This window comes from Klebsiella sp. S69 (assembly GCF_016516145.1).
In the GTDB taxonomy this organism is placed as follows: Bacteria; Pseudomonadota; Gammaproteobacteria; order Enterobacterales; family Enterobacteriaceae; genus Klebsiella; species Klebsiella oxytoca.
This window is the reverse complement of the sequence record NZ_JACVUU010000016.1, coordinates 99,748-116,129: the sequence shown is the minus strand read 5'-3', so window position 1 is coordinate 116,129 and position 16,382 is coordinate 99,748. Positions and strand designations below refer to the sequence as shown.

Here is a 16,382-nt window from a genome sequence, read left to right as displayed (position 1 = left end):
TTTCACCGCACCTGCCTGATAGTTATGGTTTTAACTTTCTGGTGATCCGTTATGACCGTCGCAGCATCCCGCTCGGGGTTAACATTCGCAGCGCTGGCGCTGGCCCTGATTCTTATTTATACCGGTATCAGCGCAGGGGAAAAGCTTACCTGGCTGATGGAAGTGACGCCGGTGATTATCATCGTTCCGCTTTTGCTGGCCACGCGCGCTCGCTATCCGCTGACGACGCTGCTCTATGTGCTGATTTTCTTCCATGCCATCATTTTGATGGTCGGCGGTATGTACACCTACGCGAAAGTGCCCATCGGCTTTGATGTCCAGGCGTGGCTGGGTTTGAGTCGTAATCCCTACGACAAGCTGGGGCACTTTTTCCAGGGGCTGGTGCCAGCCCTGGCGGCGCGGGAGATTCTGCTGCGCGGCGGCTACGTTCACGGGCGTAAAATGCTCGCTTTCGTGGTCTGCTGCATTGCGCTGGCGATTAGCGCCGTCTACGAGCTGATCGAATGGTGGGCGGCGCTGGCGCTGGGACAGGGGGCGGATGATTTTCTCGGCACCCAGGGCGATCCCTGGGATACTCAGTCCGATATGTTCTGCGCCCTGCTCGGCGCGCTGACCACCGTTTTTGCGCTGGGCCGCTGGCATACGAAGCAGCTATTGCACGTCCAGCGCATCTGAGGCGGAGCTCTGCTGCTGGCTGACCCAGTCACGTAACGCCCGGCGGGAAATTTTAATTCCGCCGGTTTTCAGCGATTCAGGCAGCCGTAACCAGCGCACAGGCTGCTGAAAGCGCGCCAGCTTATCGGCGCACCAGTCAGCCAGCACGGATGGATCGCCATGATCGCGACACTCTACTACCGCCACCGGCCGCTGGCCAAACTCCGCATCATCCTGCGGCACGATAAAAACTTGCTCAATCAACGGGTGTGCGCCGATAACCCGCTCGACTTCCTCCGGCTGAATGCCTTCTCCACCGCTAAAAAAAAGATTATCCATTCTCCCGAGGATGGTCAGCCTGCCGTTGTCAAGCCGACCCCGATCGCGGGTGGCGAACCAGCCATCGGCGTTGGTGAGCGGTATCGTTTGGCCGCCTCGCCAGTAGCCTGCGGCCATGCTGTCCGATCGAAGCCACACTTCGCCATCCACGATGCGCAATTCGCGCCCCGGCAGCGGCAGCCCGACATCCGCCAGGCCATCCGCTTCCTTTGCGCATACCGTGGAGGCAAACTCGGTCAGTCCGTAGCCGCACCAGCAGCGGATACCGCGCCTGCGCGCCTGTTCGGTTAGCGCCACCGGGATGGCCGCGCCGCCGAGCAAAACCGCTTTTAACGACACCTCGTCATCGCCGCTCAGCAGCCGCCAGAGCTGGGTTGGCACCAGGGAGGCGTGAGTACAGCCGCGTAGCGCCAGCGCCAGCGGCTGTTTGTCGCGCACCGTCAGGCCTGCGCCGGCAACCAGCCAGCGCCAGAGAATACCCTGGCCGGAAACGTGAAACAGCGGCAGCGACAGCAGCCAGTCGTCCTGCGGCGCAAAGGGTATCAACGCCAGTACCCCTTCAGCGCTGGCAATATGGGCGCGAAAAGCGTGTACCGCCGCTTTCGGTAGCCCCGTCGACCCCGAAGTCAGCGTCATGGAAGCCATACGATCTTCTCGCCAGTCAGCCGCGCGCTCGCCGTCGACAGGGTACAGAGTCAGTGGATTAAGCGTTACCGGAAGATCGCCGCCGTTCAGCACCAGCGCGTGGCGCAGGTCCAGGGTCGGCAGCAGTTCAGCCAGCAGTGGCCCGGGCAGCTGCGGATTCAGCGGCAACACGCGCGCACCGCACTGCAGGAGCGCCAGCCATGCCAGCAAAACATCGGGCTGGTTGTCAGCCCGCAGCAGTACGCCATCACCATCGCGAACGCCCTGGGCGTGCAGTCCTGCCGCCAGCGCATCGATTTGCGCGCACAGTTCCCGCCAGCTTAGCCGCCGCTCGTTCAGGCGCAGCGCATGCGCCTCCCCTCGCTGCTGGCGCCAGTGGCGCCAGGGCCAGTCGCTAAAGGTCACAGCAGCGGCTCCAGTTCATCGACGGTCAGACACGGCAGCTCGCTTTCCGGCCAGCAGCGAACCAGCTGGCCGCGCATGAGGCTCAGGGTATCCAGACCGGGAATGGTATTCGGCGTCAGCCAGGCGGCAATTCGCGCCAGCTGCGTCAGGCCAAGGCTGGACTCAATGGCTGAACTGATAACCGCCGTCAGCCCCAGCGCATGAGCCTGCGCGACCTGCTGCTGGACCTTTTGCAGACTGCCGGTCAACGTCGGTTTAATCACCACCGCGCGCAGACCCGGCTCGGCAGCAAACGTAAAGTCCGCTTCGCGCAGGCTCTCATCCCAGGCGATAGCGATGCCCGTTTGTTGGGCAAACGCGCGCGAATCATCGCGGTTTTTGCAGGGTTCTTCGAGAAAGGCGATACGGTTGCGATAGTGCGGGCTCACGTATTTAGCGAACTGCTGCGCCTTCAACGGCGTCCAGGCGCGGTTAGCGTCGAGACGCAGCGTCAGATCGGGAATCGCTTCCAGCAGCAGATTGACCACCATGCCGTCGCGCACCGCCTCATACAGGCCGACCTTGACCTTGGCGACCTTCTCGCCGGGCATCTGCGAAAGCCTGGCGAACAGTTCATCCGGATCGCCGGAACAGAGCGGCGCGGCGCGATAATCCGCCGCCAGCGGCAGCTCACCGCCCAGCTCCGCCAGTGCGCAGCTTATCCCGAAGGCGGCTGAAGGCGGCGTCGGCAACGCGCCATCCTGGCCTTCGCGCCAGGCGTTCGCCCATGCCAGCAGCGCTGCCTGCGCCTCATCCAGCGTTTCCAGGCTGAATCCAGGCAGGGGAGAAATCTCCCCCCAGCCTTCGCGCTCGCCATCGCGCAGCTGCAGAAGCAAGCCATCGCGGGTTTTTAACCGCCGTTCACGCAGCACCACTCCCGCGTCCATCGGTAGCTGCCAGCGGTAGACCTGCGCCTGCCGCATTACGGATTCCGTTTAAATTTGCTGAAGTCCGGCTGGCGCTTCTGGTTGAAAGCGTTGCGTCCCTCCTGACCCTCTTCGGTCATGTAAAACAGCATGGTGGCATTGCCCGCCAGCTCCTGCAGTCCCGCCTGACCATCGCAGTCGGCGTTCAGCGCGGCCTTCAGGCAGCGCAGCGCCATCGGACTGTTCTGCAGCATTTCACGGCACCAGCGCACGGTCTCTTTTTCCAGATCCGCCAGCGGCACGACGGTATTGACCAGCCCCATATCCAGCGCCTGCTGCGCGTCGTACTGGCGGCACAGGAACCAGATCTCACGGGCTTTTTTCTGCCCGACAATGCGCGCCATATAGGAGGCGCCCCAGCCGCCGTCAAAAGAACCAACTTTCGGGCCGGTCTGACCGAAGATTGCGTTTTCCGCCGCGATGGTCAGATCGCACATCATATGCAGAACGTGGCCGCCGCCGATGGAGTACCCCGCCACCATCGCCACTACCGGTTTCGGACAGGTGCGGATCTGGCGCTGAAAATCGAGTACGTTGAGATGATGAACGCCGGAGTCATCCTGATAGCCGCCGTAGTCGCCGCGGACTTTCTGATCGCCGCCGGCGCAAAAAGCTTTATCGCCTTCACCGGTCAGGACGATCACGCCGATATTGTCGTCATAGCGGGCATCCGAGAGCGCCTGAATCATCTCTTTGACGGTCAGCGGACGAAACGCGTTACGTACCTGCGGGCGGTTGATGGTTATTTTGGCAATCCCGTCCGCCGATTTGTGGTAGCGAATATCGCTGTAGCCTTCGGAGCAGTCCTGCCATTCAATCGGAGCGTAAAGCATTGCTTCATCAAGAGAGATCATAAAGTGTCCTTCGGTTAACTCGCTAAAAACTGCGCCAGACAAGCCACGACTGCATCGGGGTTTTCCCGATGCGCGTTGTGTCCGGCATGATTAATCACGTGCGTGATGGCGGATAGCTCATCGGCGAGGGCGCGAAACTTGCCGTCGCGTTCGCCGCAAAGGTAATGGAATGGGAAATCGCGCGCCCGTAATGCCTCGCGCAGATCGGGCTGTTCAGCCAGTGAGCTGGCCTGCAGCATCGCGGCTAACGCCCTGCCGTTGTTGCAGCTGCGTAGCGCAACCAGCGCCGCACGCTGCGCTGCGTCCAGGGAGGCGAAGACCGGCTGCTGATACCAGTCGGCAAAGACCTGCGTAAGCGGCTCTCGGCGAAAGCGTTCAGCCCAGGCGGCATCGCTGCGCCGGCGCTGCGCACGCTGATTATCGTCCGCCAGACCCGGATGCCCTCCCTCGACGACCAGCCCGCAGAGCCCCTCATGCGACTGGCTGGCATAATACATCGCCACCCGTCCGCCGAGGGAGTACCCCACCAGCCAGTACTTATGCATGTTGTAACTAATTAGCGTATTCTTAATCAGCTCGCAGACATCCGTAAAGCGGTTAACTGCCCTATCCGCCGAGCCGCCGTGGCCCGGCAGGTCAAGATAGAGACGCGGATACGCGCCGAACGCCTGCCCCACCGTGCGCCACTCATGACTATCCCCGGCAAAACCATGCAAGAAGACCAGCCAGGGATAGCCCGGCTGCCCGCGTTCCGCATGCGCGTGCAGAATCATAGCTGACTCACCTGCGCAAGCAGCTGCTGGAGGGTTTGCGTACCGTCGGTTTCATTAACCACCAGCTCGATCAGCGTTGCGCCGGGCGCTCGCCAGGCAACGTCCAGCGCGCGCTCCAGCTCACTCCAGTCCGCGGGGCAATGATAAGTCAGGTCGAACATCGCCGCCGCGTGCGCAAAATGGATATTCTGCGGCATCAGATAGAACTGGCTGCGCTGCTCCTGCGGCGTTGGCAGCAGGGAGAAAATCTGCCCGCCGTTATTGTTGACGACAATCAGCACCAGCGGCGCGGAGGCCTGACGCAGCAGCGCCAGCGAATTGAGGTCGTAAAGCGCCGAGAGATCGCCGACGATGGCCAGGGTCGGACGCGCGCTGGCGCGCTGCACGCCAGCCGTCGTCGCCAGCAGACCATCTATTCCGCTGGCCCCGCGATTGCTGTAGACCGGGTAGCCTGCGGGAAGCTGCGACAGGGCGTCAATTAAGCGCACCACCAGACTGTTGCCGACAAACAGCTGGCCCTGATCCGGCAGGTAGCGACGGATTCGCTGCGCCAGCTGGGCCTCGCCGAAATCCTCGCTGCTGGCGACAGCCGCCTGCCATGCCTGGCGTGAAAGCGCAGGAATGACGGTAGCCCACGGCTGCCGCTTTTCCGCCGGATGCTGCTCAAGCCAGCGGTCGATGGCGCACACCAGTCGGCGACCACGATGTTGGGCGGGATCCAGACGACCCGGCAGGTTGTCGATCAGCCAGTACTCTTCAGGTTCGCAGGTGGCCTGCCACTGCAAAACGCGTTTGCTGGTCAGGCTGCTGCCCAGCTGAACGATAATTTGCGCCTGCGCCAGTTCGCTAACCGCTTGACCGTTACCGAGCCACAGATCGGCGCAGGGCAGCGGCTGCCCGGTTTGCGAAAGGACATCGCCAATCAGCGGCCAGCCGAGCGTTTTCGCCCATTCGGCAACCTTCAGGCCCTCTTCCGCGCTCATTCGTCCGGCAACCACGACGCCGCGTTTTTGCCGCCAGAAAAACCAGTCGCGCTGCTTTTCGCTTTCCAGATGCAGATTGTGACTCAGCCAGGGCTTGTCGCTCTGCCACCAGTCGCCGAGCTGCTGCTGCCACGCGACCCCGGTGTCGTCCATATCGCCGTACAGCGGTTCGGCAAAAGGACAGTTAATATGAATGCCGCCGCAGTGCAGCGCGCCGAGCGCCTGGTCGAGGGTCGAGACCAGCCAGCGGGCGGAGATATCCTGCGACGGGCGCGGCAGGGCCAGGGTCTGCGAGGGATGCGAAGCAAACATGCCCGGTTGACGAATGGCCTGGTTCGCACCGCAGTCGATGAGCTCCGGCGGCCGGTCGGCGGTCAGTAAAATGAGTTTTTCGCCGGTCAGACCCGCTTCTATCAGCGCAGGATAGAGGTTGGCCGTGGCGGTGCCGGAAGTGACAATCACCGCCACCGGCTGGCCGCTGGCTTTTGCCAGCCCTAACGCCAGATGGCCAAGGCCGCGTTCATCAAAGTGGGTATGGTAAATAAACGCGCGGTTTTCCGCCGCCGCCAGGGTCAAAGGGGTCGAGCGCGATCCGGGCGCAATGCAGATATGCTGCACGCCGTGGCGCGTTAAAGCTTCGAGGATCACCGCCGCCCAGCGTCGGTTAAATGCGCTTACTGACATGAATTTGTCCGATATCAAATATTGACGCTAAGTATAGATAAAGCCCGTTATTGCCGTTTTGATATGCATCGTTTTATCTCTGCTTCTGTGAGCAGTAACGAACGCAAGCCTGCAGCTTTATTTTCAATTTCCTGCCACTCGTGCTCCGGGTCAGAGCCGCTGACGATGCCCGCTCCGGCGTAGAGCCTGAGCGTATGCTGCTGTACCTTCGCCGAGCGTAGCGAAACGCAAAATTCGCTTTGCGCCAGCGACAGATAACCGGCAGAGCCCGCATACCAGTCGCGGGTAAAAAGCTCGTTCCGGGTGATAAAATCCAGCGCCACCTGACGCGGCAGCCCGGCGACCGCCGCCGTGGGCTGGAGCTGGCGCAGACAGCGGGCATCATCGGGGACGTCCAGCTCGGCCCATATACAGCGCCGCAGATGCTGCACTTTACGCAAACGGACGATCTGCGGCGGCAGCACCTCCAGCGCGCGCGTCTCCGCCTGCATACGCTGACAGATATCCTCAACCACCAGCATATTTTCCCGCTGGTTCTTGTCATCGCCCATCAGCCAGTCGCCCAGGCGCTGCGCCTGGCGATCGTCCTCATGGCTGGCCGCTGTTCCCGCCAGCGCCTCGGTACGCATCAGCGCGCCGCGCCGTCGCCATAGCCGTTCCGGCGTTGAGCCGAAGAAGGCTTCTTGCGGATTAAAGGCCATCAGATAATGAAAACAGTGCAGATTGCTGCGGCGGCTGGCGGCCATTATCGCCCCGGCGTTCAGCGGGGCGGCAAACTGCAAATCGGTGGCGCGCGCCAGCACGACTTTATCCATCTCCCCTGCCGCTATCGCCTGTGTCGCCTGTGCAACCAGATCTCGCCACTGCGAATAAGCCGGGAAATGCTGCTCACTGAGCAGAGAAGGAAGCGTGCCGGGCTGCGCTTGCCGGGTCGTCAGCGAGCGGAGAAACTCGCGCGCCGCGCAGGCATCGTCACGCAGTGAGGTATCGCTATACAGCGTCAGGCGTAGCGTGGCGTGACCGCCAAGCCGACGCCACTCCAGCCTCGGCAACAGCAGCATGCCGCGCTGCGGATCAAACGCATTAAGGCCGCAAATCCGCAGATCGTCACGCGCTTGTTGCTGAAGAAAAGCGTGCGCCTGCGGCAGAGAGGAAAAGATTTTTACCGCCCCCAGAGCGGCCAGCTCTTCATCGCCGCTGCGCTGCTGCCAGTAGAACTGCGGCCACTGCTGCTGATGGGTACACCACAGAAGCGGATCAAAAGCGTCATTCAGCGCGAAGGGGATATCGAAGATGCGCCAGCCGGGCGATGGCGGAAACGCTTCATCCAGGCAGCGGTACAGGCTTTCCAGCGCGGTGGACACAGACAGCACGCAAACCTCCACGGAGTAAAAACCCCACATTATACGGGGTACTGCTGCGGAATAGCAGTACCCACGATGAGGGAGCGGCTTTTAATCAGCCCGGCGGCTAGTGGGTGGCGATTTCGTATGCCATGCCAATATGGTCGATGCCGTCCTCGTCGTAGACGTCGGTCACCGGCACAAAGCCGAAGCTGGCGTAGAATTTTTGCAGATGCGCCTGGGCGCCAAGATAGATGGCCTTTTGCGGCCAGTGTTGACGGCAGCTGGCCAGCGCCTGCTCCATCAGCTGATAGCCCAGCTTTTCGCCGCGCACCGCCGGGCTGACGATCACCCGGCCAATCACGACCGGCTCATATTCATCATCGCTCTTGAGAATGCGCGCATAGGCCACCAGTTCATCGCCGCGCCAGCCGAGAAGATGGCGGTTTTCCCCTACCAGGTCGTCGCCGTCGATATCCTGATAGGCGCAGGTTTGTTCGACAACGAACACCGCACAGCGTAATTTCAGCACAGCATAGAGCTGGGGGACGGTCAGTTCAGCGTGGTGAAGATCCTGCCATGTCATCATCTGCGGTTCCTTAGTTGGTATACTTTGTTTTTTGACCCACGCCCTGAGGACACTGGACGATGGAATTACTCTTTTTGGGGACATCCGCTGGCGTGCCAACCCGTACGCGTAATATGACGTCGATGGTGCTGAATTTGCAACAGCCAACTATGGCGGAGATGTGGCTGTTCGACTGCGGGGAGGGAACGCAGCATCAGTTTCTCCACACCCCTTATCATCCCGGCAAGCTGAATAAGATCTTTATTACCCATTTACATGGCGATCATCTGTTCGGTCTTCCCGGCCTGCTGTGCAGCCGCTCAATGCAGGGTAATTCTCTGCCGTTAACGCTATACGGGCCAAAGGGGCTTAAGGAGTTTGTGGAAACCGCCCTGCGTCTTAGCGGTTCCTGGACCGATTATCCACTGGCAATCGTCGAAGTCGAACCGGGTCTGGTATTTGATGAAGCCGGTTTCCGGGTCACCGCCTGGCCGTTAAACCATCCGGTTGAGTGCTACGGCTATCGGATCGAACAGCATGATAAGCCGGGTACCCTTGATGCCGCACAGCTTATCGCCGAGGGCGTGCCTCCCGGTCCGTTGTTCCACCGCTTAAAACTGGGGCTGACGGTTGAACTGGAAGATGGTCAGTTGATTGACGGCAGCCGCTACCTTGGGCCGGCAACGCCCGGTAAGAAGCTGGCGATTTTCGGCGATACCGCCCCCTGCCCGGAGGCGCTGGAGCTGGCGCGCGGCGTGGACGTTATGGTTCATGAGGTTACGCTCGAACAGGCGATGGCGGAAAAAGCCAACGGTCGCGGGCATTCATCCAGCCAGCAAACGGCGGCGTTAGCGAGGGAAGCAGGCGTCGGGACGCTTATCGCCACTCATTTTAGCTCGCGCTATGATGCCGAAGGCTGTCAGCGGCTGTTGGCTGAGTGTCGGGAGGTCTTTCCCCCTACCGTGCTGGCGGAAGATTTTCTGGTTTATAACATCGAATAAAAAAATAGGCGTAACGCGGGAGATGAACGCTACCCGCGATTACGCCAAAAATTACTCTTCAACATAACCGTTATAACGTAGAATAGATTTTAAATTGCGATAGCCCAGATAATCCTGGATAGAGTCATCATCTATGCCTTTTTTACCCAATTCATATCCGCAAGCATGGCGCAGCATCCGCGGGTGAATATTTTGCTTCAGTTTCGCCAGCTCACAGCATTCACGAATGATTTGATAAAAACGCTGGCGAGTCATCTGATTTCCCCGCGAAGAGATAAAGAGTAAATCATTATGGGCTGGATAACACTCTCTGGCCAACAGCCAGCGCTGTAATGAGATAATCTCTTTGGGTTGTAATGGATGATACCCCGAGATCCCGTGACGCGCCCGGCGAATATAAATTCGTTTTCCCGGCAGGTCGACATCCCGCAAAGTTAATGCGGTAATTTCATTAATCCGACAACCGTGCAAAAAGCACATTTGGATCATGCAGCTATTTCTCTCGGGGTGCGCACAATAATGTGCGGCAAGCACCAGGCGCTCAACGTCTTTAACGCTCAGATATTCCGTCTCATCCTGCATATGACATTCCTTTTCATCCATTTAATACATACAATTACTGATAGGTAAAAGTCAGCTGCACCACCGACTCGAATTTTCCCACTTTTGCTCCGCCCTGCGTTGAATATAAGCGCGCGGCCAGCGTGAATTCGCCTTTGCCGGTGCTACCGTTAATAGCAATAGTCATCCGATCCTGGTTTTTATAGGTTGTGGAATGATCGGTATTGGTTATCTGCAGCGCGATATTTTGCGCCGCATCGCTGGCGGCCATATTGGCGAAATGCGTGGCATCATCGCCGTCGGTCACGCCATCAAATTTCACCGTCGCTTTCGTCGTACCCGCCGGGCAATTTTCAACATTCAGGCTAAAGGTTTTCCACTCAGAAGCGGTGCCGGCAGTTTGAAAATCGATATTCAGCAGCGTGCCGAAATTCACCTCCTGATACTTCGTGTCGGTGCTAACGTCGCAGGGGAGATAATAAATATTACCCATCACGTTCAGAGGGATGCCGCCCCAGGATGAAAAAACAGGCAGCAGCAATGCCAGCCATAGCGCCTTTTTCATTATTCACTCCTGCTATTCGATTTCTGCTTGAATGGTTGCCGTCGCCGTAAATCCGCCACCATCGGGTACATTCCCGGTGGTATTAATCGGATAGATTTTCATGGTCGTGTCCCCTTTCTGGGTCGCGTAATTCAGATTGACCGGCAGCATTCCGGATATAACGGGGATTTTGACACCAGTAATATTTTCTATACGAACCGCAATATCACTATTTGTGGTCGCCAGCGCGGTACTGTCATTCGTATCCGCCGTTCCCTGGAAGGAAAGCGCAATTTTTACCCCTGAGGAAATATTAGTACAGGCTACCGTCATATTGACAACATGCGGCGTAAAGCCCGTCGGCATCTGACCTGAAGTTTTAAAGTTATTCGCGGCAATATCGCCGAAGTCGATATTAATCGGCTGACCGGTATTAATCTCGCAGGACTGCGGTACTGTTACCGAGCCGCTCATTGAGATCTGCGTGAGAGGAATACTGCTATAGCTCCCCGTTTTCCGCGACCCGTAAACGTTCAGGATCACCGTTGGCGGGATCGTCACCTGACCGACGAACGGCCGGGTAAAGTAGAGCGAGATATATCCCACTGAACCGGTATTAAACAGCGTACCGCCCGGGTTACAGGCATAACCCTGATTATTTAGATTGCTTTTATCCTGAATGGGCGTCGGTAAATACTGATTCACCCCGCCGGCAATAAATAGCTCGCTGGCGATTTCCAGGTATTTATTCAGCTGATAATAATTCAAGCCGCTTCGGGTTTGCGTCGCGACTAATCCCGGAACAGTGGCTCGAAAATACGTAGTACCAGTAACATCGCTACCGCAATCACATTTCGCCTGATAGGTTCCCCCGGTAGTCCAATGGTACAGACGAGGGAACGCCATTCCGGCCTGGTTTTGCGAAGGGTTAGTAAAAGTTTCAATAAATGAAAAGCTGTCCTGGAAAGGAGCTCCGCCATTACCCGTATTCTGACACCAGCCCGTTTCCGCCATAGTCTGCGGCGATATCGCCAGCGCCGCCAGACCGGTCAGTAATCCCCATGAAAATCGTTTCATTGTCTCTGCATCCTTTCGATTAACGGCATAGCCCCTGGGCTACGATAATGCCGGTGAGGCTTTTCCCTGACGGCAGCGCATACTGGACCCGGCAGCGATCTTGCGCGCTGGCCCCCCATTTCACGTTAAGTACCCCGCTAGATTCCAGCCCGGTCAGATAGACCTGGCCGCTATCGCCAACGATAAAAGCTTGCTCAGATGACGCGGCTCCAGGAATGCTGACCATGGCGCCAAAAGGCACCGGCCGCCCGTTATCCTGACGCACCGTCATCAGCACCCGGCTACCGACGCTGGTAGCGTAATTAGCGCGCACTACCGCCCCGCGGGTTGGCACCACCGTTTGCGTCGTTAGCTCAAGGTCGACATCATCCGGCATCATGCTGGTATCAAGCGTTAAGGTGTTTTTACGATACGGCGAGGTGTAAGGTACCAGGGCATAGCCCCGCCAGTCGGTTCTGACGCCGGTCTGGTTGTTGATGCCAACGCCCGCGGCGCCCGGGGCTTTAACTAAAGCGAGGGTTTCACCAAATGGCTGCCCGAGCGTCAGCCCATTCTCATGCGCCAGTACTCCGCCGCGCAGGGCGTAGTTCAGGCGGTGGCTGTATTTATCATGACTGTAGCCGCCGGTCAGTTCCGCGTAGGTCGCACGCCAGTCGGCGTTAACGCTGCCGCTCTCCCCTCTTCCCTGGCTGGTGTAACCTTCCTGTACGCTCCAGCTCAGGTTGTTACGCTCCAGCAAGGTACCGGAGAGGCCCAGGTTGTTGGTAGTCGAGCCATTTTTGCTGCTGTTAAGGGAGTAGTTAGCATAGACCGGATTAGGCAGCCATTCGCCCAGCGGTATGCTGATGCTTAAGGCGAACAGATGGTCTTCATCATTACGTTTACCGGTGTTCTGATCGGTGGTATTGCGATTGTAGCTATAGTTCATGCTATAGCTGATGCCGCGCCAGCTATTGTTGTAACCGACGCCCACTGACTCCATGGTACGACCGGTGTTCCAGTAGTCCTCGCGAATATAGCTTAGCGACAGCGACCCCATCTCATCACCAAGACTCTGGCTGATCGTCACCTCTCCCCGGTTGCGCCGCCGTTCCACTGAAGGCGTATAGGCGTCATCGCGATAGGTATCCAGCACCTCCTGCATATCCCAGTAACCGCTGGTGGCATAGCGATATCCTGCCAGGCTGACGTTGGTCCCTAATCCCGGAAGATCTTTGCTGTAACGAACACGAACCGACTGACCGCTCTCTTTATCTTTATCCTGGCGATTCGACCAGGCCTGGGTAACGTCGGTCGATACGGCCCCCAGTTCGCCGAGGTTTTTGCCCATACCCAACGCCAGCGACTGATATTTGCTACTAAACTGACCGCCGCCGTACAACGTCCATCCCCATGGCAGACCGTAGATGGCCGTTGCCTGAGAGAGAGGCGTCTCGTCAATACTGTTGTCGTAGGCGCGATACACCCCAGTAGTTACGCTATATTTCAGACGCCCTTCACGCTGCAGAACGGGGAGTGAAGCATAGGGCACGATCAGGTTCTGCTCGCTGCCATCGGCCTCTTTGATAGTCACCGACAGATCGCCAGAACCCCCGGTCGGATACATATCGGTGATTTCAAATGCCCCGGGGGAGACGTAGGTCTGATAAATCTCATAGCCGTTCTGGCGAATAATGACCTGGGCGTTAGTCCGCGCGATCCCGCGCACAACCGGCGCATAGCCGCGCAGGCTTTCCGGCAGCATATCGTCATCGGAAGCCAGCATCGCTCCGCGAAAGGGAATACCTTCAAAAACGTCGGCGTCGGTGCTACTGTCGCCCAGCGTCATCACCCCTTGCAGAGCATTAATATTGCGCTGCGCATAGGTGTAGACCGTATCCCAGCTGTTACTCGACTCGCCGCCGCCGCTGCTGCGGGTCCAGGTCGTGTAGTTACGCAAACGCCACGGTCCGATGTTAATACCGGGACGGAGGTTAACGTATTGATTATCGCTATCCGGCGTGTCGTTCTTGCGCGACCAGTTGTTGGCTCCGCTAAAAGCGTAATTCAGCAGCAGCGCCGTCACTCCGTCATCCCACTGTTTAGGATCGACCCAGCCCCGGGCTGCGCTGGACACTGCCGCCTGAGGGAAGCTTAATAACAGCCGCTGTTGGCTGAAACGAAACTCGGCTTTCGCCTGCGGTATGACGCTCATATCCGCACAGTTTGCTGACTTACGCCCCAGCTCTGGAAATCGGGAGACGCGCACGCCCCATTCCGCAAGCTCTTCAACCTTCAGGCACGGCTGCAGTTCCGTTTTCCCGGCGCCTTCACCCTGCTGAAAAGTCACATCGCGGGTATCCATAAAAACGTTATTAAGGTAAATATCCACCCGATAGCTGCCCGGCTGCTGGCCTCCGACCTGCTCATAGGCTGATAAATCCCTGATGCCCGTCTGAGGTCCATCCATTTCCAACAGGGCCGGGTTGAAAACATCCCGCGCCAGGACCTCGTCACACAGCGGTAACAGCGCAACGGCCAGAGCTCCGGCTATCCGGTTAAGCCGCCATTTTTTATGATTATTTTTCATTTTCTCTGGAACTCCCTGGCCAGACAGCCTCTACAAATTAGCGCGGTGCTGCGCGCCGATTCCGCCGTAATCGTTAATCAGCTTCCACTGCAAAGCGCCGGCGCTGCCGCGCGGTAGTTCAAAGCGCGCCGTTTCCCCTGGCCCCACCCAGTTGGCGTCCTTGACTTCGGCCCCGCCTATTTTGACCTCGGCGAAATTCATATAGAACGCGGTCGGATTAGTTACCTGGAGCGTGTTACCGCTACGCGCCCAGCGAAGCTGTTCCGTTACCATCTCCGGCGAACCCACGACGGATTTAGGTCGATAGATAAGTTTGATGCGCGTTTTGATCGCGATCTGCAGGGTGTTGGCCCCGGCTTTCGCTTGCGAAGAGGGAATCGCTTTGATGTTCATCCAGAACATGCTCTCTTTGTTTTCCGGCAGGCCGCCGCTATAAATCACTCGCAGACGGGTTTGCTGCTCACCATCCAGGCGAAATAAAGGCGGAGTCAACAGAAAAGGGGCGGCCCCCTGCGCAGCTTCTACCCAGCTTTGAATGAGATAAGGCGTAGCATCGGTATTGGTAACGCTCAGAGAGGATTCTTTTTTGCCCCCGGGATATATCAGGCGAGTGCCCCCGGTGACGACGCCCGCATGTGCCGCAGCGCCCACTAACAGCCATCCAGCCATTAGCACTTTCAGGTATCGTTTCATCTCCAGCTCCCTGGAAAAGCGAGCCACGCAGGGCTCGCTAACACTGTCATACAAACGGAGAATCAGTTGTAGCTGATAGTGAAGTTCGCGCTACCGTCTGCCTTACCGGCAACCACTGTGGTATCAGTCTGGATATAACGAACGCGGAACGGCAGATCGATTTTGCCGGTAGCCGGAATATTCAGGCTGGTGGAACGGGTGAACAGCGGCAGGGTATTGTTGTTGCTGCCATCAACCAGCTGCAGGGCCACGCCTTCGGCAACGTCAGGATCGGTACCGGCGCCGGTCAGCTCCAGTTTTTCATTATCACCGTTGACGTTAGGGCCGGAGAACAGTACCGATGCTTTGGCGACGGTCGTCGGGCAGTTTTCCAGTTTGATCGAGAAATCCTGTTCAGCCGCAGTAGAACCGGTACCACTAAACGCGGTCTTGGCAATCTGCCCCATCTGAACTTCCAGCGGGTTGGTCATGTTATTAATCACGTCACAGCCAGTATCGATGATTTCGCCGAGAAACTTCACCTGACCGTCATCCGCCAGCGCAGCACCAGAGAACGCCGCGCAACCGGCAACTACAGCAGCAAGTAATGTTTTTTTCATGATTTATCCTTTTCAATGCAGTCAATGCATTAATTTAAAAGCGCAATACTGAGCGCATCCTTTTATTTACGCTTGATATTAATAACGCTTCAAAACATTGACCCATGAATGGATATAATATTTTGAAGTGGTCATTTTGTATCAATTTGACCACTTCAATTAATTGAAATATAAATTGCCAGGGAAGGCATATTTGATTTTATATTTGCCAGGTGAAACCTTAATAAACACGATAAAACACTAAGGGTCGGGAGGAGAGACAACTCATGCATTAAGCTAATTTAAATAACCCCAAGAATAAATGACACCAATATATAATTTAAGCATATGAAAAACATAACAAAAAATATTGTTAATCATAAATTGACATTGTTACCACCTGTGGATAGCATAGGAGACAGTTTGATACAAAATGACTATTTCATTTACCAAACCTCTCTAAATCTTGCATCATTACTTGCCGTATAAATGACCGTATGCTGAATATTCCTGTGGCCGAGAAAATCCTGGATTAATCGCGTATCGACACCGTTGTTAGCCAGCGCAAAACCGCAGGCGTGGCGCAGCATATGGGGATGAGCGCTGATCTCCAGCTGGGCGACAAGACTCAGGTTCTTCATCATCTGATATATTCGCTGCCGGGATAAAGGTTGACCATTGCGCGATAAAAAGAGCCAGCCGGAATGATTACCGGGATAATCCTTACGCACACGCAGCCATTCCTTAAGAACTTTCACCTCTTGTTTATATATGGGATGGGTCGTTGAAAAGCCATTTTTTAACCGTCGAATATAAATAACCCCGCTTTGAATATCGATATCCGAGAGCTTCCAGTGACGAATTTCACTCACCCTGCATCCATGATTAAAACACATCCACAATAAACAGACATCGCGTTCCGGGTTAGCCCCCCGTCTGGCTGCATCAACCAAACGCTGAACTTCACCGACAGTCAAATGCTTACGCCTTGTTTTCATTCACTTTCTCCATCTACAGAACACAACAGTGTGCGTATCAATAATAGTACGGAAAATAAGAGGATGAGTGGAAACGTAAAGTGAGATTAATATGATAAAAAGCATGAATAATACGAAAAATAGGCAATATTAAAGAAAATTCCCATCG

General features: G+C 56.8%; 16 protein-coding genes. 2 read left to right on the top strand and 14 right to left on the bottom strand.

From position 1 onward, the window contains the following. The first annotated feature begins 51 nt into the window (after positions 1 to 51). On the top strand, positions 52 to 675 hold the full coding sequence (locus IAE27_RS16680) for a DUF2238 domain-containing protein (RefSeq protein ID WP_004114209.1): 624 nt from the start codon (positions 52 to 54) through the stop codon (positions 673 to 675). On the opposite strand, the gene menE is transcribed toward IAE27_RS16680, so the two are convergent. From menE to IAE27_RS16645, 7 genes are all read right to left on the bottom strand, one after another. After that, complete coding sequence (gene menE / locus IAE27_RS16675; RefSeq protein WP_200092682.1) at positions 652 to 2,043, bottom strand: o-succinylbenzoate--CoA ligase; 1,392 nt, start codon at positions 2,041 to 2,043, stop codon at positions 652 to 654. The two genes, IAE27_RS16680 and menE, sit on opposite strands and share 24 nt — an antisense overlap. Continuing rightward, the gene (gene menC, locus IAE27_RS16670) at positions 2,040 to 3,005 is read right to left on the bottom strand and encodes an o-succinylbenzoate synthase (protein WP_024274512.1); all 966 of its coding nucleotides are present in this window, start codon (positions 3,003 to 3,005) and stop codon (positions 2,040 to 2,042) included. Before menC ends, menE begins: the two co-directional genes overlap by 4 nt. Further along, positions 3,005 to 3,862 carry a 1,4-dihydroxy-2-naphthoyl-CoA synthase gene (menB, locus tag IAE27_RS16665; protein ID WP_004104035.1) on the bottom strand — a complete coding sequence of 286 codons (858 nt, stop codon included), beginning with the start codon at positions 3,860 to 3,862 and terminating at the stop codon, positions 3,005 to 3,007. The genes menC and menB overlap by 1 nt, the downstream gene beginning before the upstream one ends. 14 nt (positions 3,863 to 3,876) lie before the next feature. Next, complete coding sequence (gene menH, locus IAE27_RS16660) at positions 3,877 to 4,635, bottom strand: 2-succinyl-6-hydroxy-2,4-cyclohexadiene-1-carboxylate synthase (protein WP_200092681.1); 759 nt, start codon at positions 4,633 to 4,635, stop codon at positions 3,877 to 3,879. After that, positions 4,632 to 6,302, bottom strand: a complete 1,671-nt coding sequence (menD, locus tag IAE27_RS16655) for a 2-succinyl-5-enolpyruvyl-6-hydroxy-3-cyclohexene-1-carboxylic-acid synthase (protein ID WP_004104038.1) — start codon at positions 6,300 to 6,302, stop codon at positions 4,632 to 4,634. The genes menH and menD overlap by 4 nt, the downstream gene beginning before the upstream one ends. A 47-nt stretch (positions 6,303 to 6,349) precedes the next feature. Beyond that, entirely contained in the window at positions 6,350 to 7,675 is a 1,326-nt protein-coding gene (gene menF / locus IAE27_RS16650) for an isochorismate synthase MenF (RefSeq protein WP_115240129.1), read from the bottom strand. 97 nt (positions 7,676 to 7,772) lie between these two features. Then, positions 7,773 to 8,234, bottom strand: coding sequence for a GNAT family N-acetyltransferase (locus tag IAE27_RS16645; protein ID WP_004104042.1), 462 nt, complete (start codon positions 8,232 to 8,234; stop codon positions 7,773 to 7,775). 59 nt (positions 8,235 to 8,293) lie between these two features. Here IAE27_RS16645 and rnz point away from each other — a divergent pair, with 59 nt between their 5' ends. Next, on the top strand, positions 8,294 to 9,214 hold the full coding sequence (rnz, locus tag IAE27_RS16640; protein WP_200092680.1) for a ribonuclease Z: 921 nt from the start codon (positions 8,294 to 8,296) through the stop codon (positions 9,212 to 9,214). A 51-nt stretch (positions 9,215 to 9,265) separates the two neighbouring features. Here rnz and IAE27_RS16635 read toward each other — a convergent pair whose 3' ends face one another. The 7 genes from IAE27_RS16635 to IAE27_RS16605 all read right to left on the bottom strand — a co-directional run bounded on the left by IAE27_RS16635 (position 9,266) and on the right by IAE27_RS16605 (position 16,234). Next, the gene (locus IAE27_RS16635; RefSeq protein WP_004114230.1) at positions 9,266 to 9,796 is read right to left on the bottom strand and encodes a tyrosine-type recombinase/integrase; all 531 of its coding nucleotides are present in this window, start codon (positions 9,794 to 9,796) and stop codon (positions 9,266 to 9,268) included. 34 nt (positions 9,797 to 9,830) lie between these two features. Then, positions 9,831 to 10,340, bottom strand: a complete 510-nt coding sequence (locus IAE27_RS16630) for a fimbrial protein (protein WP_200092678.1) — start codon at positions 10,338 to 10,340, stop codon at positions 9,831 to 9,833. Between the two features lie 12 nt (positions 10,341 to 10,352). Continuing rightward, positions 10,353 to 11,396 carry a fimbrial protein gene (locus IAE27_RS16625; protein WP_134883988.1) on the bottom strand — a complete coding sequence of 348 codons (1,044 nt, stop codon included), beginning with the start codon at positions 11,394 to 11,396 and terminating at the stop codon, positions 10,353 to 10,355. Between the two features lie 19 nt (positions 11,397 to 11,415). After that, entirely contained in the window at positions 11,416 to 13,965 is a 2,550-nt protein-coding gene (locus IAE27_RS16620; protein WP_200092677.1) for a fimbria/pilus outer membrane usher protein, read from the bottom strand. A 30-nt stretch (positions 13,966 to 13,995) separates the two neighbouring features. Next, complete coding sequence (locus IAE27_RS16615) at positions 13,996 to 14,658, bottom strand: molecular chaperone (RefSeq protein WP_004104055.1); 663 nt, start codon at positions 14,656 to 14,658, stop codon at positions 13,996 to 13,998. 62 nt (positions 14,659 to 14,720) lie between these two features. Then, positions 14,721 to 15,257, bottom strand: a complete 537-nt coding sequence (locus tag IAE27_RS16610) for a fimbrial protein (RefSeq protein ID WP_200092676.1) — start codon at positions 15,255 to 15,257, stop codon at positions 14,721 to 14,723. Between the two features lie 425 nt (positions 15,258 to 15,682). Next, positions 15,683 to 16,234 (bottom strand): tyrosine-type DNA invertase, encoded by a 552-nt coding sequence (locus tag IAE27_RS16605; RefSeq protein ID WP_024274515.1) that lies wholly within the window; start codon positions 16,232 to 16,234, stop codon positions 15,683 to 15,685. Between the last annotated feature and the right edge of the window lie 148 nt (positions 16,235 to 16,382).

Coding starts and splice junctions, on each gene's coding strand:
- IAE27_RS16680 (WP_004114209.1), top strand. CDS start 52: ATGACCGTCGCAGCATCCCGCTCGGGGTTAACATTCGCAGCGCTGGCG.
- menC (WP_024274512.1), bottom strand. CDS start 3,005: ATGCGGCAGGCGCAGGTCTACCGCTGGCAGCTACCGATGGACGCGGGA.
- menB (WP_004104035.1), bottom strand. CDS start 3,862: ATGATCTCTCTTGATGAAGCAATGCTTTACGCTCCGATTGAATGGCAG.
- menH (WP_200092681.1), bottom strand. CDS start 4,635: ATGATTCTGCACGCGCATGCGGAACGCGGGCAGCCGGGCTATCCCTGG.
- menD (WP_004104038.1), bottom strand. CDS start 6,302: ATGTCAGTAAGCGCATTTAACCGACGCTGGGCGGCGGTGATCCTCGAA.
- IAE27_RS16645 (WP_004104042.1), bottom strand. CDS start 8,234: ATGATGACATGGCAGGATCTTCACCACGCTGAACTGACCGTCCCCCAG.
- rnz (WP_200092680.1), top strand. CDS start 8,294: ATGGAATTACTCTTTTTGGGGACATCCGCTGGCGTGCCAACCCGTACG.
- IAE27_RS16635 (WP_004114230.1), bottom strand. CDS start 9,796: ATGCAGGATGAGACGGAATATCTGAGCGTTAAAGACGTTGAGCGCCTG.
- IAE27_RS16630 (WP_200092678.1), bottom strand. CDS start 10,340: ATGAAAAAGGCGCTATGGCTGGCATTGCTGCTGCCTGTTTTTTCATCC.
- IAE27_RS16625 (WP_134883988.1), bottom strand. CDS start 11,396: ATGAAACGATTTTCATGGGGATTACTGACCGGTCTGGCGGCGCTGGCG.
- IAE27_RS16620 (WP_200092677.1), bottom strand. CDS start 13,965: ATGAAAAATAATCATAAAAAATGGCGGCTTAACCGGATAGCCGGAGCT.
- IAE27_RS16615 (WP_004104055.1), bottom strand. CDS start 14,658: ATGAAACGATACCTGAAAGTGCTAATGGCTGGATGGCTGTTAGTGGGC.
- IAE27_RS16610 (WP_200092676.1), bottom strand. CDS start 15,257: ATGAAAAAAACATTACTTGCTGCTGTAGTTGCCGGTTGCGCGGCGTTC.
- IAE27_RS16605 (WP_024274515.1), bottom strand. CDS start 16,234: ATGAAAACAAGGCGTAAGCATTTGACTGTCGGTGAAGTTCAGCGTTTG.